Source organism: Anaerococcus hydrogenalis, from assembly GCF_002871895.1.
In the GTDB taxonomy this organism is placed as follows: Bacteria; Bacillota; Clostridia; order Tissierellales; family Peptoniphilaceae; genus Anaerococcus; species Anaerococcus hydrogenalis.
Map to the genome: position 1 here is coordinate 252,414 of NZ_PNHP01000001.1, position 23,300 is coordinate 275,713.

General features: G+C 31.6%; 15 protein-coding genes and 1 pseudogene. 15 read left to right on the forward strand and 1 reads right to left on the reverse strand.

Annotation, left to right across the window (positions count from 1 at the left end):
- The 13 genes and pseudogenes from whiA to ltrA all read left to right on the forward strand — a co-directional run bounded on the left by whiA (window position 1) and on the right by ltrA (window position 19,676).
- Complete coding sequence (whiA, locus tag CJ192_RS01205; protein ID WP_102197463.1) at window positions 1–918, forward strand: DNA-binding protein WhiA; 918 nt, start codon at window positions 1–3, stop codon at window positions 916–918.
- Entirely contained in the window at window positions 918–4,367 is a 3,450-nt protein-coding gene (locus CJ192_RS01210) for a DNA polymerase III subunit alpha (protein WP_102197464.1), read from the forward strand. The genes whiA and CJ192_RS01210 overlap by 1 nt, the downstream gene beginning before the upstream one ends.
- Before the next feature lie 10 nt (window positions 4,368–4,377).
- Window positions 4,378–5,337 (forward strand): 6-phosphofructokinase, encoded by a 960-nt coding sequence (pfkA, locus tag CJ192_RS01215; RefSeq protein ID WP_004818136.1) that lies wholly within the window; start codon window positions 4,378–4,380, stop codon window positions 5,335–5,337.
- 19 nt (window positions 5,338–5,356) lie between these two features.
- Complete coding sequence (pyk, locus tag CJ192_RS01220; RefSeq protein WP_102197465.1) at window positions 5,357–7,129, forward strand: pyruvate kinase; 1,773 nt, start codon at window positions 5,357–5,359, stop codon at window positions 7,127–7,129.
- Window positions 7,129–8,655, forward strand: a complete 1,527-nt coding sequence (rlmD, locus tag CJ192_RS01225; RefSeq protein WP_102197466.1) for a 23S rRNA (uracil(1939)-C(5))-methyltransferase RlmD — start codon at window positions 7,129–7,131, stop codon at window positions 8,653–8,655. The genes pyk and rlmD overlap by 1 nt, the downstream gene beginning before the upstream one ends.
- 150 nt (window positions 8,656–8,805) lie before the next feature.
- On the forward strand, window positions 8,806–9,066 hold the full coding sequence (locus CJ192_RS09560) for a restriction endonuclease subunit M (RefSeq protein WP_244897261.1): 261 nt from the start codon (window positions 8,806–8,808) through the stop codon (window positions 9,064–9,066).
- Between the two features lie 57 nt (window positions 9,067–9,123).
- Window positions 9,124–9,321: a hypothetical protein gene (locus CJ192_RS09345; protein ID WP_219721359.1), complete on the forward strand. Its 198-nt coding sequence runs from the start codon at window positions 9,124–9,126 to the stop codon at window positions 9,319–9,321.
- Window positions 9,322–9,428: 107 nt separating this feature from the next.
- Window positions 9,429–9,941, forward strand: coding sequence for a hypothetical protein (locus tag CJ192_RS09350; protein WP_219721360.1), 513 nt, complete (start codon window positions 9,429–9,431; stop codon window positions 9,939–9,941).
- Between the two features lie 162 nt (window positions 9,942–10,103).
- Window positions 10,104–10,709: a hypothetical protein gene (locus CJ192_RS09355; RefSeq protein WP_219721361.1), complete on the forward strand. Its 606-nt coding sequence runs from the start codon at window positions 10,104–10,106 to the stop codon at window positions 10,707–10,709.
- Window positions 10,710–10,817: 108 nt separating this feature from the next.
- A pseudogene (locus CJ192_RS01240) lies at window positions 10,818–10,985 on the forward strand (replication initiator protein A); the annotation flags it as partial.
- 195 nt (window positions 10,986–11,180) lie between these two features.
- On the forward strand, window positions 11,181–17,837 hold the full coding sequence (locus CJ192_RS01245; RefSeq protein WP_102197467.1) for a S8 family serine peptidase: 6,657 nt from the start codon (window positions 11,181–11,183) through the stop codon (window positions 17,835–17,837).
- A 444-nt stretch (window positions 17,838–18,281) separates the two neighbouring features.
- On the forward strand, window positions 18,282–18,494 hold the full coding sequence (locus CJ192_RS09360) for a hypothetical protein (protein ID WP_219721362.1): 213 nt from the start codon (window positions 18,282–18,284) through the stop codon (window positions 18,492–18,494).
- A 9-nt stretch (window positions 18,495–18,503) separates the two neighbouring features.
- Complete coding sequence (ltrA, locus tag CJ192_RS01250) at window positions 18,504–19,676, forward strand: group II intron reverse transcriptase/maturase (protein ID WP_219721364.1); 1,173 nt, start codon at window positions 18,504–18,506, stop codon at window positions 19,674–19,676.
- A gap of 77 nt (window positions 19,677–19,753) precedes the next feature.
- Here the strand turns inward: ltrA and CJ192_RS01255 are convergent, their stop codons facing one another.
- Window positions 19,754–20,719 carry a phage integrase SAM-like domain-containing protein gene (locus CJ192_RS01255; protein ID WP_102197468.1) on the reverse strand — a complete coding sequence of 322 codons (966 nt, stop codon included), beginning with the start codon at window positions 20,717–20,719 and terminating at the stop codon, window positions 19,754–19,756.
- A gap of 602 nt (window positions 20,720–21,321) precedes the next feature.
- Here CJ192_RS01255 and CJ192_RS01260 point away from each other — a divergent pair.
- Both CJ192_RS01260 and CJ192_RS01265 read left to right on the forward strand, forming a co-directional pair.
- Window positions 21,322–21,495 carry a cobalt ABC transporter gene (locus tag CJ192_RS01260; RefSeq protein ID WP_102197469.1) on the forward strand — a complete coding sequence of 58 codons (174 nt, stop codon included), beginning with the start codon at window positions 21,322–21,324 and terminating at the stop codon, window positions 21,493–21,495.
- A 93-nt stretch (window positions 21,496–21,588) separates the two neighbouring features.
- The gene (locus tag CJ192_RS01265) at window positions 21,589–23,259 is read left to right on the forward strand and encodes a recombinase family protein (RefSeq protein ID WP_102197470.1); all 1,671 of its coding nucleotides are present in this window, start codon (window positions 21,589–21,591) and stop codon (window positions 23,257–23,259) included.
- Window positions 23,260–23,300 lie beyond the last annotated feature (41 nt).

Here is a 23,300-nt window from a genome sequence, read left to right on the forward strand (position 1 = left end):
ATGTCTTTTTCAAAAAGATGTAAAAAAGAAATATTAAAAAAAGAGCCTGAATATAAAGAGATTGATATGGAACTATTAGCCTACTTTTATTTTCAAGGCTCTATTAGGATTGTTAAAAATTCTTACCAAATTTTATTTAAGGCTAGTGAAAATATAGAGGCGAGATATATTTATAAAATAATAAAAGAAAAATATAAGTATTCTCCGGCTATGGAGATACAAAATAAGAGAAAATTTTCAAAGGAAAGGTCGTTTATAGTTTTAGTAGAAGATAGCCTTGTTTCTGATAAGATTTTAAAACTTGCAGATACTTATAATCTTTATGAAATGGAAAAATTTTATGAAAATTTGAAAACAAGGGAGCAAAAAAAGATAATTTTAAAGCTAGCTTTTTTATTAAAAGGCTCAATAAACGATCCCTACAGGGGCTATAATCTTGAAATAAATCTTCAACAAAAAGAAGAGGCTCTTTTGATTGGAAAAATTATGGAAGATTTTTATATAAATCCTAAATTAAACTTAAGAAATGATTTATATTGTGTTTATATAAAAGATTCAGATAAAATATCGGATTTTTTGGCTATTATTGGGGCTAATAAGTCTCTTTTTGACCTTGAAAATGTTAGAGCAATGAAATCAATAAGAAATGACATAAATAGGCAGACGAATTTTGATAAGGCAAATATAGATAGGACTGTAAAGGCAGCCTTTAGGCAGATTGATGCCATAAATAAATTAAAAGATAAAAATATTTTAGAAAATTTATCTGAAGACTTACAAGAAATATCAGAACTTAGACTAACTTATCCCTACATTTCCCTAGAAGAATTAGGAAAAATGATGACACCAGCCCTTTCCAAGGCAAAGGTGAATTATAGGCTACAAAAACTTATAAAACTTGCAGAAAGTGAGGATTAATGACAAATAATTTTACCCACCTCCACCTTCATACCGAATATTCTCTTTTGGATGGCTTTACCAAGATAGATAAATTAATGGAAAAATTAAAAGAATATAAGATGAATTCTTGTGCCATAACAGATCATGGAAATATGTATGGGGTTATAGAATTTTATAAAAAATGTCAAGATAATGGGATAAAACCCATAATAGGATGTGAAGTTTATGTAAGTGAAAATGATCATAAGATAAAAAATCCTCAAAATAAAAGATATTATCACTTAATACTATTGGCAAAAAACAATAGGGGCTATCAAAATCTAATAAAAATAGTGTCAAAGGCCTACACAGAAGGGTTTTACTATAAACCAAGAATTGACTTTGAAGTTTTAGAAGAATATAAGGATGATATAATCGCCCTTTCTGCCTGCTTAAATGGAGAAATAAACCAAAGAATTTTAGAAAATGATATAGAAAAAGCCTACCAAACAGCCCAAAAATATTTAGACTTATTTGGAAGGGAAAATTTTTACTTAGAAATTCAAAACCATGGACTTAAAGAGCAAAAAATAGTAAATCAAAGCTTACTAAAAATTCATGAAGATTTGAAAATTGAAATGGTCTGTACAAATGATGTCCACTATGTAGAAAAAAATGATGCCTTCTACCAAGACGTTTTATCGTGTATACAAACAGGCTCTCTTTTGGAAGATGAAAAAAGGATGAAAATGCCTTGCGATGAATTTTATTTAAAAGATCAGGAAATGATGAGAGAAATTTTTAAAGATTTTCCAAGAGCCTACGAAAATAGTCAAAAAATAGCAGATATGTGCAATGTGAAATTAGAATTTCACAATCCCCATCTTCCATATTTTACAAAAGTTCCAGAAAATATGACAAATTTAGACTATTTAAAATATTTGGTAAATGAGGGACTTTCAAAAAAATACGGAAAAGTTGATGAAAAAATTAAAAAAAGATATGAAAAAGAAATATCTGTAATAAATAATATGGGCTATGTCGATTATTTTTTGATAGTTTGGGATTTTGTAAGATATGCAAAGGATAATAAAATTGCAGTAGGACCAGGAAGAGGTTCTGCTGCAGGATCTATAATTTCATATGCTCTAGATATTACACAAATTGACCCAATCAAATATAATTTACTTTTTGAAAGATTTTTAAATCCTGAAAGAGTGTCCATGCCCGATATAGATATAGATTTTTGCTATGAAAATAGGGACAGGGTTGTGGACTATGTATATGATCTTTATGGAAAAGACCACGTTTCTCAAATTGTAACCTTTGGAAGGATGAAGGCAAGAAATGCTATAAGAGATGTGGGAAGAGTTATGGATATTTCCTTTAAAAAAGTCGACAAAATAGCCAAATTAATTCCTCAAGCTATAGGAATGACCATTGATAAGGCTCTAGAAAATACAGAAAAATTAGCCTACGAATATGAAAATGACGTAGAGACGAAAAGAATGATTGATACGGCAAGAAATATAGAAAATCTTCCAAGACATACCTCAATTCATGCTGCAGGAGTTGTAATTAGTAAAGAAATATTGACTGACATTGTCCCACTCGCCCTTTCAAATGACCAAATAGTTACTCAATTTAATATGACTGAAATAGAAGAATTGGGACTATTAAAAATGGATTTTTTGGGACTTAGAAACCTTACAGTAATTCAAGATACCATAAAAGATGTTAAAAAATATAAAAATATAGATATAAATTTGGATGAAATTGATGAAAATGATCCTAAAGTTCTTGAACAATTTAGAAAGGCAGAAACTATTGGTATATTTCAGTTTGAATCTGCAGGGATGAGAAATTTTTTAAAAAACTTAAAGCCAACAAGGTTTGATGATTTAGTTGCAGCAAATTCACTTTTTAGGCCAGGGCCAATGGACCAAATACCAAATTATATAAAAAATAAAATGCACCCACAAAATATATCCTATATTGACCAATCCTTAAAGCCAATCCTTGAAGTTACTTATGGAATAATTGTCTACCAGGAGCAAGTTATGCAAATAGTTCAACAACTTGCAGGTTTTTCTCTAGGAGAAGCTGATAATTTAAGACGAGCTATGAGTAAGAAGAAAATGAGCGTAATGGAGGCAAATAGAGAAATATTTGTCTACGGAAAAAAAGATGCAAAGGGAAATTATGAAGTATTAGGTTGTGTAAATAATGGAATTTCAGAAAAAAATGCCAATAAGATTTATGACGAAATGATATCTTTTGCCAAATATGCCTTTAACAAATCACACTCTGCTGCATATTCTTTGGTTGCCATCCAAACTGCATATTTAAAATGCTATTTTAAGGAAGAATATATGGCAAATTTATTAACATCTATAATGGGAGATAGCTCCAAGGTATATCTTTATATATCAGAGGCAAAAAGATTGGGGATAGAAATTGTTCCTCCAGATATAAATAAATCTGAAAGAAGGTTTATAGCTGAAAAAAATAAAATAATTTTTGGAATGTCGGCTATAAAAAATGTTGGTGATAATCTGATAGATTTGATAGTAAAACTTAGGTATGAGAAAAAATATAAGACCTTTAAAGATTTTCTAGAAAGAATTGAATCAAACGATCCTACAGCCTTAAATAAAAAAGCCTTAGAATCTTTAATAAAATCAGGTGCCTTTGATTCACTTGGCTACAAAAGATCAGAACTAATAGCAGTCCATGAGACAGCCCTTCAATCAATCCATGACAATGAAAAAGTGAATTTAAAAGGACAAATGAACCTGCTTGATTTCGACCAAAAAGATCAAAATGAGGAAGATGATATAAAATTTCCTCCTGTAAATGAATACAAAAATAAGCAAAAACTTAGTCTTGAAAAGGAGGTTTTAGGTTTTTATATATCGGACCATCCTCTAAACTCACTTGGTGATAGGGTAAAAAAATATACAAATTTTTCAACAGAAATTTTAAGTGAATTAAGGCCAATTGATCTTGATAAATATGACAATAAAGAAGTAGTAATGGCTGGAGTTATCACTAACAAATCTGAAACTATGACTAAAAAAAATACCTTAATGGCTTTTTCTACGCTTGAGGATATGTATGGATCAATAGAGATGATAATTTTTCCAAACATCTATAAAGATTTTAGAAATGTTGTTGAAAATGATACACTAGTTATGGTTAAGGGAAATCTTCAATCAAGTGATGATGAATTGAAATTGATTGTATCAAATATAAAAGAAATAGATGAAAATTCTTTTAAAAATTTATATATAAAAATGGATTATATAAGGTATAATAAGATACGAAAAGATTTATTAGACAATCATGGCACAACGCCTGTGATAATTTATTTTACTGACAAGAAAAAGACAGTCAAGCTTGATGAAAGTTTGTGGATTGATCAAAATTCAGATATAATAAATTATCTAAAGTTAAAGATTGGAAAGGATAATGTTAAATTAAATTAAAGGAGATACTATGAAGACAATAGGTATACTTACTAGTGGTGGAGATGCACCAGGAATGAATTCAGCGATTAGAGCTGCAGTAAGAACAGCCCTAAACAATGGGATGAGAATTAAAGGAATTAGAAATGGTTATGATGGACTAATGAAAGGTGATATATACGAAATGAATGTATCATCAGTTGCAGACATCATACATAAGGGTGGTACAATTCTAGGAACAGCAAGATCGACAGAATTTAAGCATGCAGAAGGTCAAAAAAGAGGTGCTCAAATTCTTAGAGATTATGGAATTGAAGGACTTATTGTAATCGGTGGAGATGGATCATATAAGGGAGCGAAAGCCCTTAGTGATTTGGGAATTAAAGCTATAGGTATTCCGGGAACTATTGATAATGATATGGGATATACTGATTTTACAATTGGATTTTTTACTGCAATTGAAACAGTTACAGATGCAATTGGAAAATTAAGAGATACTTCATCATCTCACGGTAGAGCAGTTGTAATTGAAGTTATGGGACGTAACTGTGGAGATTTGGCCCTATTTTCAGGACTTGCTGGTGGAGCAGAATCAATAATAGTTCCTGAGCATAAATTTTCAATTGATGAAATAGTTGAAAAAGTAAACCATGGAAGAAAAAGAGGAAAATTACACCACCTAATAGTTCTTGCAGAAGGTGTAGGTAATCCATATACAGTAGCAAAAGAAGTTGAAGAAAGAAGTGGTGTTGAAACAAAAGTAACAGTTTTAGGTCACGTTCAAAGGGGTGGATCACCATCAGCAACTGATAGGCTATTAGGATCAATTATGGGTGCAAAGGCTGTTGAATTATTAAAAGAAGAAAAAACAAATATTGCACTAGGATATACAGGTGGTAAAATTACTCAAGTAAGCCTAGATGAAGCTGTTTCAATAAAAGGCGACTTTAACGAAGGTCTATACGCATTAGCAAATAAATTGTCAAAATAGAAATCAGTGGAGGATTATTATGAAACCAGATATTTTAAAGAAAACAAAAATTGTATGTACAATAGGTCCAGCTTCAGAATCACCAGAAGTTTTGGAACAATTAGTAAAAAACGGAATGAACGTAGCAAGATTAAACTTCTCTCATGGATCTCATGAAGAACATCTTGAAAAAATCAAAACAATTAAAAAATTAAGAAGAAAATTAAATGTACCATTGGGACTAATGCTTGATACAAAAGGACCAGAAATTAGAATTGGTAGATTTGAAGAAAAAGAATATTTTTTAAAACCAGATGATATTTTTACAATCACAACTAGGGATATAATTGGTAATAAGGATATAGTTTCAGTTTCTTACTCAGGACTTCCAAATGATGTTGAAAAAGGATCAATTATTTCTGTAGATGACGGTTTAATTCAACTTGAAGTTATGGAAATAAAAGACGGTACAGAAATTGTATGTAGAGTTCAAAATAATGGTGTAATTTCAAACAACAAAGGAGTAAACCTTCCAGGTAGAGTTACAAATCTTCCAGCAATTACTCCAAAAGATGTTGATGATATAAAATTTGGTATCGAAAACGGTATCGATATGATAGCAGCATCATTTATAAGAAAAAAAGAAGACATTTATGATATAAGAAAAGTACTAGAAGATCACGGTGGAGAAGATATTTTAATTTTATCAAAAATAGAATCACAAGAAGGTGTTGATAATATTGATGAAATTATCGAAGCAAGTGATGGAATCATGGTTGCTAGGGGAGACCTTGGTGTAGAAATTAGAACAGAGCTAATTCCATTAGTACAAAAAGAAGTAATAAGGAAATGTAATAAGGCTGCAAAACCAGTAATTACAGCTACACAAATGCTTGATTCAATGCAAAGAAACCCAAGACCAACAAGGGCAGAAACAACTGACGTAGCAAACGCAATTATAGATGGAACAGACTGTGTTATGCTTTCAGGAGAAACAGCAGCAGGAAAATATCCAGTAGAAGCTGTAAAAACAATGAGAGATATCTGTATAACAACAGAACTTTCTGATGACTTCGAAGAAAATATCTACCAAGCAGAAATTGATAGAAAAATTACAACAACAAATGCTATTTCAAAATCAACATGTACAATAGCTAGTCAATTAAATGCAAAAGCAATTATTACCTGTACAGCATCAGGAAATACAGCAAAAGCAGTTTCTAAATTTAGACCAAAAACAAATATTATAGCATGTACAATTGATGAAAAAGTTGCAAGAAGACTTTCAGTTTCATGGGGTGTATATCCAGTAATAGTAGAAAAAGCACATGAAACAGACGAACTAATCGAAAGAGCTATAGTTGGTGCTTTAAAAGAAAACTATGTACAAGAAGGAGATATCACTGTACTAACAGCTGGAATTCCACTAGGAGTATCAGGAACATCTAACCTTATCAAAGTTCATGTAATAGGAGATATAATTGCAAATGGAACTGGTGTAGGAAACAAATCAGTTTCAGCAAAAGTTGTAGTTGGATCTACAAAAGAAGAACTTGAAGGAAAATTTGAAGACGGAGATATAATTGTTGCAAAATACACAGACAAAGATATCAATGAATTTATGGAAAGATCTTCTGGAGTAATAGCTGAAAACGGAGGATTAACAAGTCATACAGCAGTAGTATCAATCCACTTTGGAATACCTGCAATCTTAGGTGTAAAAGATGCAACAAGTTCATTAAAAGATGGAGATGTAGTAACAATCGATCCACTTGGAGGAATAATCTACAAGGGAGAAGCAAAGGTACTATAATGCAAATAAAAGATATCAAAATAGTTGATATCCTACAAGATGGCAGGGGAGTTGGAAAAGCCGATTCTAAAGTTTATTTTATAGAAAATGCTAGTTTCGGCGAAATTTGTGATATAGAAATAACAAATGAAAAGAAAAATTTCATAGAAGCAAAAAAAATAAAAACAATTAAACAAAGCTGCCATTATAAACAACCACCATGTCCATATTATTATGAATGTGGTGGTTGTTCTATTATGGATATAAATTATAAAAGTCAAATAAAATTAAAAGAAAACCTAATAAAAAATGCTCTACTTAAATCTGCTAAAATACAGTTAGAGGATATAGAAGTTCTTAATAGTAAAGAATTTTACTATAGAAATAAAATAAGACTACAAATTACAAAAGATGGAAAACTTGCATATAATAAAAAATATTCCAATGATCATGTAGAAATAAAAGATTGTATTCTGGCAAAAAACTTAATTAGAAAAAATTTAGGACAAATTGAAACCATAACAAAAGAAATTTCAAAAAACTATCCAAATAGCCTTGAAGAAATAACAATAAGGGCAAACGACAAAGAAATTCTTTTAAATATAAAAATAAAAGACGATAAAATAATCCCATATATAAAAAAGCAATATAAAAATTCATCTTATAACATTAACCTAATAAATAAAAAAGAAAAATTAAATATTTCAGGAAAAGACTATTTAATTTACAATCTTTTAGACAAAAAATTCAAAATATCTATGAACGATTTTTACCAAGTAAATGACTATATGACAGAAAAATTATACAAAACTGCCAAAGAATTTTTGGGAGAAAATCAAAAAGTCCTAGACTTATTTTGTGGATCAGCGACAAGCTCCATTGCCATAAATGATGACCATGTAGTAGGAATAGAAATAAATAAAAACGCCATAAAAGATGCAAAAGAAAATGCTGATTTAAATGGGTTAACAGATTATAAATTTATAGCAAAAAATGCAAACTATATAGACCATAAATTTATAAAAAAAGAAAAAATAGACGCCATAGTAGTAGATCCACCAAGAGCTGGTCTTGATAAAGAAATAATAAAAACTATAGCAAAAACAAAAATAAAAAAAATAGTCTACATATCCTGTAACCCACAAACACTAGCTAGGGACATAAATAGATTTCAAAACAAGGGTTATAAATTAGAAAAAATAAAAGCTTGTGATATGTTTTCTCAGACTATGCATGTAGAGACGGTAGCACTTTTGTCCAAACTCGATGTCGATAAGCACATAAGTGTTGAAATTGAGCTGGATGAGATGGATTTGACAAGTGCGGAGAGCAAAGCAACATATACTCAAATCAAAGAATATGTTTGGAATAAATTTCAATTAAAAGTTTCAACATTATATATTGCACAGATAAAAAGGAAATATGGAATAGAATTACGAGAACATTACAATAAGTCTAAAAAGGATAAACAAAATATTCCACAGTGTACACCTGAAAAAGAAGAAGCCATCACGGATGCCTTGAGACACTTCAAAATGATTGAATAGAAAGGAATGACTGCCTATGACTCTCAGCATTTAAGACATTCATGCTCGGTATAGGAACAGCTATTATTCCTTTCTTACAAGGTATCAGTGAGAGAACAAGCTCAATATAAAGATTGATAGGATCATTTTTATATTTAAAGGAGCGTTGAAATGATTGATAAAATCAACAAAAAATTTTGGGATAAATTTTCTAAGTTGTATGCCCCTTTTATGAAAAAAGATAAAGAGGTTTATGAAAAAGTTTGTGAATATCTTAGTCCTCATTTGAATAAAGATATGGGGGTGCTTGAACTTGCTTGTGGGTTTCGTGTCATAATAGCGATAGAGGCAAATAGTTATGTAAATATAAGGAGTTCAAAACTTCTACCAAATTTTAAAACTCAAAAAATAAATAGTTGGTGTGCTGCTTAGAGTAATTATTATATAATAATTATTGTAAAGAGTACATCAACATAAGGAGGTAGTTAGATGCCAAGAAAAGGGGTAACCATATATGATTTATTAATATCTTGTCCAGGCGATGTTACAGATTTTTTAGAAATAATAAAAGAAAGTGTTGAAAGCTTTAATAGAACTTTTGGTGATTTAAATAATATCGAAGTAGTTACTAAACACTGGTCTACAATAGTTATCCTGAATCAGGTGATAAACCACAAGAATTATTAAATAAACAATTTGTTAGAAATTGTGATGCTGCAGTTGCAGTTTTTTGGACAAGATTTGGTACACCAACTGATAAGTATGGATCTGGTACAGAAGAGGAAATAGAAGAGATGCTTTTAGCTAATAAGCAAGTATTTATGTATTTTTTGAATGCTCCTATTAATCCTTCCGAATTCAATCAAGAACAATATCAAAAAGTGTTAGAATTTAGAGGAAAATATAAGGATAAAGGAATATACGCAATAGTTCATGATAAATTTGATTTTCAGCTACAATTTACCAATCATTTATCATTATATTTTTTATCATTAATTTGGGATTCAGGAAACTCGAAAAGTGAAATATTAAATCCTATGTTAAAAATAAGAGATTTAAATACATTTTCAGAAGAATATTGTTCAATAAGTATGAATAAGTTGTTAGAGTCAAAATTTATTAACAATCAAAAAGATAAAATAATAGAGAGTATTGAAACTTTAAATAATTTTATTTTGCCAGAACGTAGTAAAGATATAAGTTCAGAAAAATATAATTTTAACGAATTAACTAATATTACCAAATCATATGGACAAATTAGTAAACTTAGTGGGATAAATAATTATGTAAAAATTAGTGACGAATAGATAAAAGCTATTAATGATTTTGCTAATAAAAATCAAATTAACATTGAAGAAAATTTTTGGAATTTGGGAAACTTAAAGAGTTATAGTTCTCAGCTACAGCTTCCATTTGGGAGTAGTGGACCTTCGTATTATGGAACTGATGAGGAGAAAAAACGCTATTCGTTGTTAAAAAAACTTTATATTAGTATAAAAGAATATAATGAATATAACGAGTATTTTGGATATATAGATAATGTTAAAGTTATTAAATTAATGATTTCAAATTTAGGTAATACATTTGATGAAGATATTGATATTAAATTGATTATACCAAAAGGATACATTCTTAAACATAAAGATTCACCTGATCCAGGCATGAATATTATAGAAGACTTACTTGAAATGAAACTTTTTGATTTCATATTTTCAATTCAAGAGAGTGATACTGTTAATAGATATGAAGATTCAAAAGTGGATAATTTAAATTTTAGACATGTTAATAGACTTAGTCCAATTTTAACAAAAAGCATTAAGGATGAATATGAAGATAACAAATATGATTATCGAGATTTATTAGATGAAATATTTTCATATAAGCAATTTGAAAACTCAGATTCTGATATTTTGATTTTCGATATAAAGTATTTAAAACACAACTCTTCAATGGCATTTCCTTCTATTTTAATGTTTAAAAACCTTCCAGAATCAATAGAATATGAGATTACATCAAAACATATACCTGAAATTATAAAAGGGAAAATATATATTAAAGACAATATTAGTGGATGAAAAAGAGTTTTTAAGGTTATCTAATGATGAAAATTTAATATGTGAATCTCAGACGATAGAAAGTAATAATTCTGTCGTCTTTTTTTATTTCAAAGAAAGGAGGTAAGAATGAATTTTGATTATTTTTATAATAGGCAATCTGAGATGTATTACTTCATTAGGTTACCTATGGTATTAATGAAAGATGAAATTTTTGAGAGTATTTCTATTGAAGCTAAAGTTTTGTATTCATATATGCTTAAATTATTTGCTAACCACAAAATAAATGGCTATATAAGCTTAATCTAGCGAGTGCGATAAATCTTGAAAAAGTGTTAAAATATTTAATGATTATATTGACAAGCTGATATAAAAGTGTTATTATGCTTTTGTGATACTGAAAATCGCTATCACATTTTTATATTTTGTATATTCATATGAATTAATATTTAACATGTTAAAAAAATATTTAGTAGAGGATATGGGGAATAAATGAATAATAAAAGAATTATTAAGGCGACATTAATTGCCGCCTTGTCTATTTCATTCTTATTTAACGAGCCTTCCTTTGCCAGTAGCGAAGAAGAAAAACCGCTAGAAGCAAATAACCAAGGTCTTTTTGAAGAAAATGAAGCAACTGTAGAAAAAAAGGAAGAAGCAAAAAAAGAAGAAGCAAAAAAAGAAGAAGCTTCTGATAAAGAAAGTGAACAAAAAAAAGAAGAAGCAAAAAAAGAAGAAGCTTCTGATAAAGAAAGTGAACAAAATAAAGAAGATGCAAACAAGGACAAAGCTCCTGCTTTGGAAACTTCCCTCAAAGAAGATAAGTCTGTTGAAAAAGAAGGGAAAGCAACAGAAGTTACACATAAAGCTGACCTTAATAAGGATTTATCTACTGAAGAAAAGAAAGATGATATAGCTGTAGAAAAGAAAGACGAGGGAAGGCTCATATACATAGCCGAATTTAAAGATAAAGAGGCTGGGGAAAGGGCAATGAAGGAAATATCAAAACTTTCTTCTACAAAAGTTTTGTATGCCTATAACACAATTTTTAATGGTTGTGCAATTGAAACAAAACAAGATAATCTTGATTTGATTAAACACATCGAAGGAATCTCATCTGTAGAAAGATCCCAAAAAGTTGAGCCAATGATGAATCACGCTAGGGAAGAAATTGGTGTCAACGAAGCTATCGACTACCTAAAAGCTATCAACAAAGACATGATAATGAAGTTTGATGGTAGGGGCATGGTAATTGCAAATATCGATACTGGGACTGATTATAGGCACAAGGCTATGAGAATTGACGATGATGCTAAGCCTTATATGAGATATAAAAAAGAGGACATGAAGGGAACTGACAAGGACTTTTGGTTGAGTGATAAAATTCCTCATGCCTTTAACTATTATAACGGTGGCAAAATCACTGTCGAAAAATATGACGATGGTTCTGACTATCATGATCCACATGGTATGCATATAGCGGGAATCCTTGCTGGTAATGATACTGATAAGGATATAGCTAAGTACAATGGAATAGACGGAATAGCACCAAATGCTCAAATCTTTTCTTACAAGATGTACTCAGATTCAGGTGATGGCTTTGCTGGTGATGAAACAATGTTTCACGCTATTGAAGATGCAATCAAACATAAAGTTGATGTAGTATCTGTATCTTCTGGATTTACAGGAACAGGTCTTATAGGTGAGAAATATTGGCAAGCAGTTAGGGCTTTAAGAAAAGCGGGGATTCCTATGGTAGTTGCTACTGGTAATTATGCAACATCTGCTTCAAGCTCATCATGGGACTTGGCTGCTAATAACCAACTAAAGATGACCGATACAGGAAATGTAACTAGAACTGCTGCCCATGAAGATGCCATAGCTGTTGCATCAGCTAAAAATCAAATAGTAGAGTTTGATAAGGTAAATATTGGTGGCGAAAGCTTTAAGTATAGAAATATCGGTACCTTCTTCGATAAAAATAAGATTATTAGAAATGAAGACGGAAGCAAAGCAGCAGACAAAATGAAATTTGTTTATATAGGCAAGGGTCAAGATGAAGATCTAGTTGGGCTTGATCTTAAAGGCAAAATTGCCGTTATGGATAGAATATATACAAAGGATTTAAAATATGCCTTCAAAAGAGCTGCCGATAAAGGTGCTCGCGCAATCATGGTTGTAAATACTGTTAACTACTATAACAGGGATAACTGGACAGAGCTTCCAGCCATGGGCTACGAAGAAGATGAAGGAACAACTTGCCAAGTATTTTCAGTATCTGGTGATGATGGACTTAAAATTTGGAATATGATTGCTCCAGCCAATAAAACTGAGGTTAAGAGAAACAAGAAAGAAGACTTCAAAGATAAGCTTGACCAATACTATCCAATTGATATGGAAAGCTTCAACAAAAACCGTCCAAAGCTTGGTGATGAGAAAGAGCTAGACTTTAACTTTGCTCCTGATACAGACAAGGAACTTTATAAAGAAGAAGTAATCGTGCCAGCAGCTTCTACATCATGGGGTCCAAGGGTTGACCTCCTACTAAAACCAGATGTATCAGCACCAGGAAAGAACATCAAATCAACCCTAAATGTAATTGATGGCAAATCAACTTATGGTTATATGTCAGGAACAAGTATGGCAACACCAGTGGTCGCAGCATCAACAGTATTGATTAGACCAAAACTAAAAGAGATGCTCGAAAAATCTGTCCTCAAAAACCTAGAAGGTGAGGATAAAATCGACTTAACTACTCTTACAAAGATTGCCCTACAAAACACAGCAAGACCAATGATGGATCCAACAGCTTGGAAGGAAAAATCACTATATTATGCTTCGCCAAGACAACAAGGTGCAGGTCTAATTAACGTTGCTAATGCACTAAGAAGTGATGTTATAGCAAGCTTTAAAAATGTTGACTCCGCAGGTCTAGTAAACTCATATGGATCTATATCACTTAGAGAAATTAAGGGAGACAAGAAATATTTCACAATCAAGTTGATTAATACATCAGATAGGCCTCTTACATTTAAGGCTTCATCATCTGCAATCACCACAGATTCCCTTACCAATAGGCTAAAACTTGATGAAACTTACAAGGATAAGAAATCATTAGATGGCAAACAAATTGTTCCAGAAATTCATCCAGCAAAGATTAAGGGTGCAAATATTACTTTCGAACACGATGTATTTACAATTGCTCCAAACTCTTCATATGAATTGAAGGCTGTAATAAATGTAGGAGAAGCAAAAGATAAAAACCAATTTGTAGAATCTTTCATTAGACTTGAATCTAAAGAAGAACTTGAGGCAATGTGTGGTGGGGAAAACAAGACAGTATTCCAACCATCTCTATCAATGCCACTTATGGGCTTTGCTGGAAACTGGAACAAGGAGCCAATCCTTGACAAGTGGGCTTGGGAAGAAGGCTCTAAATCAAAAACCATGGAAGGTTATGACGATGATGGTAAACCAAAAATACCTGGAACCTTGAACAAGGGTATAGGTGGAGAACATGACATCGATAAATTCAATCCAGCTGCCGTTATCCAAAACAGAAAAGATGGAAATACAAAATCACTTGATCAAGATCCTGATTTATTTGCACTAAATAACAACCAAGGATTATTTGATCCATCACAAAGCGAATCAAAAGTCGCAAGAATTTATCCACTTGATAATAAGGGAGAAACACAAGAAGTTCAAATAGAAAGAGGGCTAACACCTTCCCCACTCGTTCTAAGAAGTGCAGAAGAAGGCTTAATCTCAATTGTAAATACAGACAAAGAGGGCGAAGGACAAAAAGACCTCAAGGTTGTATCAAGAGAGCACTTCATCAAAGGAATCCTAAACTCAAAGAGAAACGATGCTAAGGGTATTAAGTCATCCAAGTTAAAAGTTATGGGAGATTTGAAATGGGATGGCCTTATTTACAATCCTAGAGGAAGAGAAGAAGGCGCTAATGATGATAATAATAACCAAGACTTGGAAACAAAACTTAGGGGTCAATTTGAACCAATAGCTGAGGGTCAATACTTCTACAAGTTCAAATACAGATTAACTAAGGATTATCCATGGCAAGTTTCTTATATACCAGTAAAAGTTGACAATACAGCTCCAACAATTGTCGATGTTGATTTCTCTGATCCAAACAAAATCAAATTAATAGCAAAAGATACTTACCACAAGGCAAAAGATAAGTACAAAAACGAAACCTTGTTTGTAAGAGATCAAAAAGACCATCCAGAGAAATTTGAAGAAGTAGCCAACGAAGTATGGTATGCAGGTGCAGCTATAGTTGACGAGTATGGTGATGTTGAAAGAAACCTTGATGTAAAATATGCAGGAGAAGGCGAAGGTAGACATAGAAAGCTTGATGCTAAAGGAAATACTATCTACGAAATTAAAGGAGCTGGAGATTTAAGAGGAAAAATTATCGAAGTAATCGCCCTAGATGGTGCAAGCAACTTCACCAAAATCCATAGGATAAAATTTGATAGTAAAGCTGATGCAAAGGGAATGATTTCTTATTACCTAGTAGATCCTGACAAAGATTCTTCTTCTTACAAAAAACTTGGAGAAATTTCTGAAGAAAAACTCAAAAATGCAATAAGCTCAGAGGAAAATACCAATAATAATAAAGCTAAGGATGAAGACTCAAAACCAGCTGAAGAAAGTTCAGTTGAGGGAGAAGCTAGCCTTGAAATAGATAAAAATATTTCAACAATTAGAGAATTTGAAAATAAAGACCTAAAGAAACTAATTAAAAAGAAATATAAGGAAATAGAAGACTTTACAACTGGTGGAATGAAAACAGTAGAGCTTGATTATCTATATGATGAAAAAGGAAATGTAAAATCCTACGAAGATGGAAGTGATCTAGAATATGAAACTGAGAAACTTGATGATGTTAAATCAAGGCTTGGTGGAGTGTTAAGTCCATCAAAGGATGGCCATTTTGAAATTCTTGGAGAAGTAAATAATGTATCAAAAGATGCTAAGGCCTACTATGGTAATGACTTTAAACTAATAGAAATCAAGGCAAGTAAATACGACCCACAAACAAAAACTCTAACCTTTGACTTATTTGCAAACACAAATGATGTAGTCGATGGTCTATCCTTTACTGGAGATATGAATATTATCGTAAAAGATAAGGGTCAAACAAAAGCTAAAACTATAATAAGAATGTCAGAAAAGAAGGATGAAGCCGAGGAAGCTTCACCATATGCTTCAAGCTATGGAAATATTATCGAACTAGGTGAAGGTGAACTAACTAAACAAAAACCAAAAGATCCAAGCAAGATGGATACAAACAAGATGTTCTTCGATAATGAAAAGGGTCAATATGTATTAAATGATAATATGATTGTAAGAAAGGGATATGCCCTAAGAGTTACGACATTTAACCCAGGAAAAACTGATATGCTTGATGGTAATGGAGTTTATAGCAAGGAAGTTATAGAAAAAATCCAAAATACTGCCCCTAACATCAAGGCCCTATCACAAAAAACAATCTACTGTGATAGTAGAAATGTTGAAGATGGTAGAAGCACTCAATCAGTTCTCATGTCAGCCTTGGACGGATTTAATATAGTTAGATATCAAGTCTTTAAATTCAAAACTAATGAAAAGGGAGAAGCTATAGATAAAGATGGAAATCTTGTAGATGATCCTTCTAAACTAGTTCTTCTTGGCAAAGATGGCAAGGAATACCTTGGAGATGATAAATCCAACGTAGAAGCCATCAAAGAAGACGGAGCAATGCTATTTATAGATGCAAAACCAGTAGATTTGACTATGGATAGAAACTATTTCAATCCAACAAAGGACAATAAAATCTATGTAAGAAAACCAGAATTCTATCTTAGAGGAAAGATAGGAGATAAGGGTGGTTTCAACTGGGAAATGAGAGTTAACGAGTCAGTTGTTGACAACTACCTAATCTATGGTGATTTACACATTGATAATACAAGAGACTTTAATATTAAGCTTGATGTAAAAGATGGAGACATCATGGATTGGGGAATGAAGGACTACAAGGCTAATGGCTTCCCAGATAGGGTTAAAGATATGGATGGCAATGTCTACCTACAAACTGGTTATAGTAATCTCAATGCCAAGGCTGTAGGTGTTCACTATCAATTCCTCTATGATACTATAAAACCAGAAATCGAACAAAAAGATGATGGTAACACAGCTATTGAATATGATAAAGATAAATTCATCAAATTCAATGTTACAGACAAGAGAGATGGGGATAAGGCTGGAGAAATCCAAGATAAACAAATCTTTGTAAATGGTAAAGAATACAAGTCCTTAGATGATATCAAAGATATCAATGATGATAAGCTAACAATTAAGTTTGTAGTAAAAGACTTTGCAAACAATACTAGGGTAAAAGAATTTAGCTTTGACAAAAAAACTGGCTCATTAACTCCTGTAGATCCCGAAAAAGTCAAGATTACAATAGGTAATAAGGAAAATGAACTTGTAAAGGGAGAGGACTTCCAATTACCAGAATACAAGGGAGAACTTCCAGAAGGTAAAGGCTTTAAGGGTTGGAAAGTCAAAGACAAAGATGGAAAAGAAAAAATCAAAGCACAAGGTTCCTTCCTATTTGCTGAGTCTGATCTAAGTGTTGAACCAGACTTCTACGAGCTTCATAAAGAAGTTAAAGAAGAAAATAAACAAACTTTTGATGAAACAAAGAAAAAAGATGAGGATTATTCAAAGATTTGGAATATAACTTGCCCAAGTGATACAGAAAAACCTTCAGACAATCCTTGCGAAGAACCATCAGAAGTACCTTCAGAAAATCCACAAATTCCAGAAACAAATATAGCTCATAAGAGTGAAAATCCAAAAGACAATCAAGGATTAGTAGTAGAGGCAAGCTCAGAGACTAAAAAGCTTAAAGGAGATCCTTCAAAAGACGATAACTTAGTTCAAATTCCAAGGGAAGATAAGGATAAAGAAGAAGCAAGGGAAAATAAGAACCAAAGAAGTGATGACAAATCACAAGCAAACAATGATAAAGCTCCAACAAGTACAAATGTTAAAACAGGAGTAGAGAGCCTATCATCAGTAGTTATGGGACTATTTGCAGCAAGCCTTGCCTTATTCAAGACTAAAAAAAGAAAATAAAAAGACCTAGTATAAGCTAAGCAAATATTAGACCTTATGCCAGAGTTAGCTTTAGGCTTGCTCTGGTATTTTTGTGTGCTCGGCATGAGCATATTCTAACAGGTGTAAGTCCTAAGTGTGCCCGGTAGTGGGAAACATATAGCCAAAGGCAAGGGTGTCCATCGTGAGGTGGAATCTGAAGGAAGCCCTAGGCAAACTCTTGGTCTGACGAACAGAAATCACATAAGGCAGTTACGTAGGATAAGCTTGCAAAACAAAGTAAAGTCCAATAACTACACGGAATACGTAAATGTAAATGTGGCAGATAGATGAGAGGAAAGAATATGCCCTTACCCGAGGAGGTCTCATAGGCGACTTAGTAGTAACAACGAACTATGAGAAGTCAGCAAAAGTCATAGTACTAGTTAAAACTAGGAAGGACCGAACTACAGGAGGTATAAATTTATGAAAGAAACTAATCATGACAAAGACTGTAGAGAATTAACCAGACAAATCAAAGATAACTCGGAAAGTGAAAATAAATTAGCTATACACAGTCATGATAAGATTAACTCAAAAGAAGAAAATACCAAAAATGAACTAATTGAAAAGATACTCCATAGAAACAACCTAAACGAAGCCTTTAGAAGAGTAAAATCCAGCAAAGGTTCAGCATGAGTAGATGGAATATCAACAGAAGAACTCCTAAAACATCTAAAAGAAAACAAATATAAAATACTAGGACAAATAAGAGCAAGGAAATACAAACCCAAACCAGTAAAAAGGGTACAAATACCAAAATCAAATGGTAAGAAACGAAATCTAGGAATACCCACAACAACAGATAGGGTGATACAACAAGCAATAGCACAAATACTAAGCCCCATCTATGAAAAGAAATTTTCAGAAAACAGCTATGGATTTAGACCAAAAAGAAGTGCACACGATGCCTTAAAAAGGATAAAAGAAATAGCAGATGAAGGATACACATGGGTAGTAGATTTAGACCTAGAAAAATACTTCGACACAGTAAATCAATCCAAACTCATACAAATCCTATCAGAAGAAATAAAAGATGGAGATGTAATATCCTTAATACACAAATATCTAAAATCAGGAATAATGATAGATGGGATAAAAGTAAAATCATACAAAGGAGTACCACAAGGTGGACCCCTAAGTCAATTACTCGCAAACATCTACCTAAATGAAGCTGACCAAGAACTTGAAAAATGGGGATACAAATTTGTAAGATATGCAGACGACATGCTAATATTCGCAAGAAATAGGAAAGCAGCCGAAAGATACTATAAAAGAGTCAAAAATCTGTTAGAAGGAAAATTAAAACTTAAAGTAAACGAGGAAAAGACCTCAATAAGAAAATTAAGCCAAACAAAATATCTAGGATATGGATTTTACCATAACAATGGAACCCAATTAAAAGCACACAAAGAAAGCCTAAAGAAACTAAAGGCAAAACTAAAAGCGGTAACAAGCAGAAGTAATGCACTAGGCTATAGGCAAAGAAGAATAAAAATCAACCAAATCGTAAGAGGATGGATACAATATTTCAAACTTGCAAATATGAGAAAACATCTTCAAATTTTAGACGAATGGTTAAGAAGAAGAATCAGAATGTGTGCGTGGAAAGGCTGGAAGAAAATAAAAACCAAATTTAAAAACTTAGTAAAATTAGGTACAGCTAAATATCAAGCTTGGCAATGGGCAAATACACGCAAATCCTATTGGAGAATAGCAAAAAGCCCAATACTGAGCAGAGCTCTTAACAACAAAAGAATAGCTGAAAGGGGCTATATATCCCTAGTCAGCTATTACAATAAAGTTCAAATTAAACGGTAGAACCGCCGTATACGGAACCGTACGTACGGTGGTGTGAGAGGTCGGTAGATGAATTAATCATTTACATCCTACTCGATTTATACAATATAATTTACTACAGTAACATCTAATCTCCAATGACTTAAAGCCAGTACAGAAACAGCCATAAGGGCTAGACGATTATAGATAACGGGTTTCCCATTTTGGATAGCTCTTTTTTTATTTTCTCCTCTGAGTTCATAGGGAGTATCATTCATATCATCAATAAATCGTTTTAATTTAGCTTCATATTTTTGGGGATTTGCTTTATATAAATCATAATTTCCTCTTTCAAACATTTTAATAAGTCTTTCTCTTAATGATCTAGCGAATCCATTAACTGTTAATATTATATTTTCAAAGAATTGGTAAACATCATTAGCGTGTTCTCTTCTTAGGGCATGAAGATTTATTTTATTATTCATCTCATCTTTAGAGAATACATTATGACCTGTAGGAACTTCTTCGAATATATTTTTAACTATAGGTACATCTTTAGGGAGAATCATTTGAAAAGTTTCTTTTCCGCCTTTTCCTTTTCTTACATGGACATAATATATGCCATATTCTCCCTTAATAAAATCCTCTCTTTTTAGATTTTCAAGTTCATTTCTTCTTATACCAACAGCTTTTTGTAAGGTAATTAGCCTTTTAAATTCAGGTGAAGTTTCTTGTAATTTTCCAAAAGGATTTTCTGCTTCTTGTCTACCTTTGGTTATGGTATTAGATTTCCTCCTAGGCTTATTAATATCTCTCATATTTACTCCACAAGCCTTGCAAATAGGGGCAAGGTAGGTATGAATAGTACCAGCAGAAAACTTAAAATGATCTTCCTGTAAATGGTTTGAGTATTTTTGTATTAAATCTTTATCTACTTTTTCTATTTGTTTAATTCCTTGTTCTTTGCACAAGCTTGCAAATTTCTTACAGGCATATTTATATTGCTTTCTGGTTGTATTTCCTTTTAATCCTTCAGATGCTCTCTTAAATAGTTCAAATTGTAAGATATTTTTATTTCTTGACATTCTGGAATCCTCCTAAATAAATTTGGTTTCTATATTATTGTTAATTAGCCTCCTCCTTTTTTTACGAGCTTAAGATGCTCTAAAAAATCTAAATAATATAGGCTTAAATATTATTGTTATTTCAATTCAGCAGATACCGTCTTGATATAACTTTTAGATTTTGCCATTTGATTAAACAGTTAATTTTCAAAGATGACTCTTTTAAAATTACCATTTAGGTTCTTCTAATAAATACATATGGAAGAACCCTTGAGATCATGAATTTTAATGGCATCAATTCAAGACCTTCGACTATTTTGAAATAATAAAGTTACCGTAGCCGGACCTTATTACTTTGAAAATAGTTGAGCCTAGCAAGTAGGACTACCGTTTTTTATCTGGTGAGATAATAGAGTTATATCATCTCTTTTTTCCTTTACGAATGTCAAATTGTGTTTCCTCCTTTTTCATCTCCATTTCTTCAATCTTCTATTTTTAATATGTAATAAAGTCATTTGGATAAAAAAAAGAGTAGAATATGAATATTAAAAACTAAAAAAACACCTTTCTAAAAAAATTATGGCATATAAAAAGTGAAGAAATTTTTTAAGGAGGTGGTTATCATGGCTGATGAGTTAGACGGGCTTGCTCGTCTACTACAAGAATTTATAGAGAAATATGCAGATCAAACAGATTTTAAAAGCCTAGATATGCCACCAGAAATTTTAGAATCTAATTTAGATTTTGATAAGAAAAATGATGAAAATAATAATGAGGACTTAAAGCCAACAAATTAGTTTATTTGTTGGTTTTTAAATTGGAATATAGTAAAATATAGTGTATAAAAGAACTTGCTATTTTGTCCAAACTTATTTAAAGGAGGTGTTTCCATGAAAAAGAAAAGAGCCTATGTTTATACTAGAGTGTCTACTTCTATGCAAATTGATGGCTATTCCCTAGATGCTCAGGAAGAAAGAATAAAACAATATGCTAAAGCTTATGATATAGAGATAGTAGATGTTTATAAAGATGCTGGAAAATCAGGGACATCAATAATTGGTAGAAACAATTTTATAACTATGTTAGATGATATCAAAGAAGAAAAAGACAACGTTGATTGTGTTTTAGTATTCAAATTATCTAGATTTGGTAGAAATGCAGCTGATACATTAAATTCTTTGCAAGTAATGGAAGAGCATGGGGTATATTTGATATCAGTTGATGATGGCCTTGATAGTTCAAAAGATGCAGGAAAATTAGTCATAACTATACTATCGGCAGTAGCTGAGATGGAAAGAGAGTACATCATCGCTCAAACCATGGAAGGCAGAAAACAAAAAGCAAGAGAAGGAAAATGGAATGGTGGTTTTGCTCCAATTGGGTATAAGCTTCAAGATGGAGAATTGATAATTAATGAAGACGAAGCTAAAGCAATAAAAATGATTTTTGATTTATACACTAATTCAGATATGGGAGCAAATGGAGTTGCAAAATATTTAGCATCATTAGACATAAGAAAACCTATCAGACAAAATGGAAAATCACTATATTTTTCTGCTTCATTAATTCGCCAAATTTTAGATAATCCTGTATATAATGGGAAAATTGCCTATGGTAGAAGAAAGACAAAAAAGAATAAAATTACAGGGAAAATTTCGCAAGAAAAAGCTGATAATTATATTATAAGTAAAGGAATACATGAATCTATTATTGACGATGAACTTTGGGAATTAACGCAGAAAAAGAGAAAGTCACAAGCTAAGAAATATGAAAAGATAAATAGAGGAAATGATGAGAAAACTTATCTATTGTCAAGCCTTATAAAATGCCCAGTTTGTGGTGCAGGTTTATATGGAAATAAAAGTCGTAAACGCAAGAATAATGGAGAACACTACAAGGATTATTACTATTACTCATGTAAGCATCGACAATTGATGAATGGATATAAGTGTAACTTCAGTAAACAAATTAAGGCGGATGCAATCGATAGTGAAGTTGCAACAATAATAACAAAAATAATTAGTAATCCAAGTTTCGCAAAAAAATTAGAAGAAAAAATTAATATACAAATAGATACTGATGAAATTGATAAAATCATTGACAAGCACATGGCTAAAGAAAGACAATTATTGGGAACAAAAGCATCTTTGATAAATCAAATTGATTCTTTAGATTTTGAAGATAAACATTATGAAAGAAAATTTGAAGATTTAAATCTAAGGTTAGATGCAATCTATGATCAATTAGATTATGTAGAATTACAGATTTCAGACAGCAGAAAAAGAAAAGAAGCTATCTTAGAAGAAAAGATAACTTCTGATAATATTTATAAGATTTTGATTAATTTTCATAAGCTATATTCAGTGCTTTCAGACGTCGACAAGAAGAGATTATTCAATCAATTGATAGAAAAAATAGAAATATATGGAGAAAAGAATGAATCGGGTAGATGGGTTAAATCGCTTACTTTCAAGCTTACATTGATAGATGAGGATATCAATTTAAGTTTGGACAATGATAGTTCCGTTGAGAGTGTCGTATTGATGTCAAAGGCTGATTAGGTGAGTGCAAATTTGCCCTTGTGTAGTAGGGCTTAGCGAGA

Coding starts and splice junctions, on each gene's coding strand:
- pyk (WP_102197465.1), top strand. CDS start 5,357: ATGAAACCAGATATTTTAAAGAAAACAAAAATTGTATGTACAATAGGT.
- pfkA (WP_004818136.1), top strand. CDS start 4,378: ATGAAGACAATAGGTATACTTACTAGTGGTGGAGATGCACCAGGAATG.
- CJ192_RS01265 (WP_102197470.1), top strand. CDS start 21,589: ATGAAAAAGAAAAGAGCCTATGTTTATACTAGAGTGTCTACTTCTATG.
- CJ192_RS01255 (WP_102197468.1), bottom strand. CDS start 20,719: ATGTCAAGAAATAAAAATATCTTACAATTTGAACTATTTAAGAGAGCA.
- whiA (WP_102197463.1), top strand. CDS start 1: ATGTCTTTTTCAAAAAGATGTAAAAAAGAAATATTAAAAAAAGAGCCT.
- CJ192_RS09360 (WP_219721362.1), top strand. CDS start 18,282: ATGAAAGAAACTAATCATGACAAAGACTGTAGAGAATTAACCAGACAA.
- CJ192_RS09350 (WP_219721360.1), top strand. CDS start 9,429: ATGCTTTTAGCTAATAAGCAAGTATTTATGTATTTTTTGAATGCTCCT.
- CJ192_RS01245 (WP_102197467.1), top strand. CDS start 11,181: ATGAATAATAAAAGAATTATTAAGGCGACATTAATTGCCGCCTTGTCT.
- rlmD (WP_102197466.1), top strand. CDS start 7,129: ATGCAAATAAAAGATATCAAAATAGTTGATATCCTACAAGATGGCAGG.
- CJ192_RS09560 (WP_244897261.1), top strand. CDS start 8,806: ATGATTGATAAAATCAACAAAAAATTTTGGGATAAATTTTCTAAGTTG.
- CJ192_RS09345 (WP_219721359.1), top strand. CDS start 9,124: ATGCCAAGAAAAGGGGTAACCATATATGATTTATTAATATCTTGTCCA.
- CJ192_RS01260 (WP_102197469.1), top strand. CDS start 21,322: ATGGCTGATGAGTTAGACGGGCTTGCTCGTCTACTACAAGAATTTATA.
- CJ192_RS01210 (WP_102197464.1), top strand. CDS start 918: ATGACAAATAATTTTACCCACCTCCACCTTCATACCGAATATTCTCTT.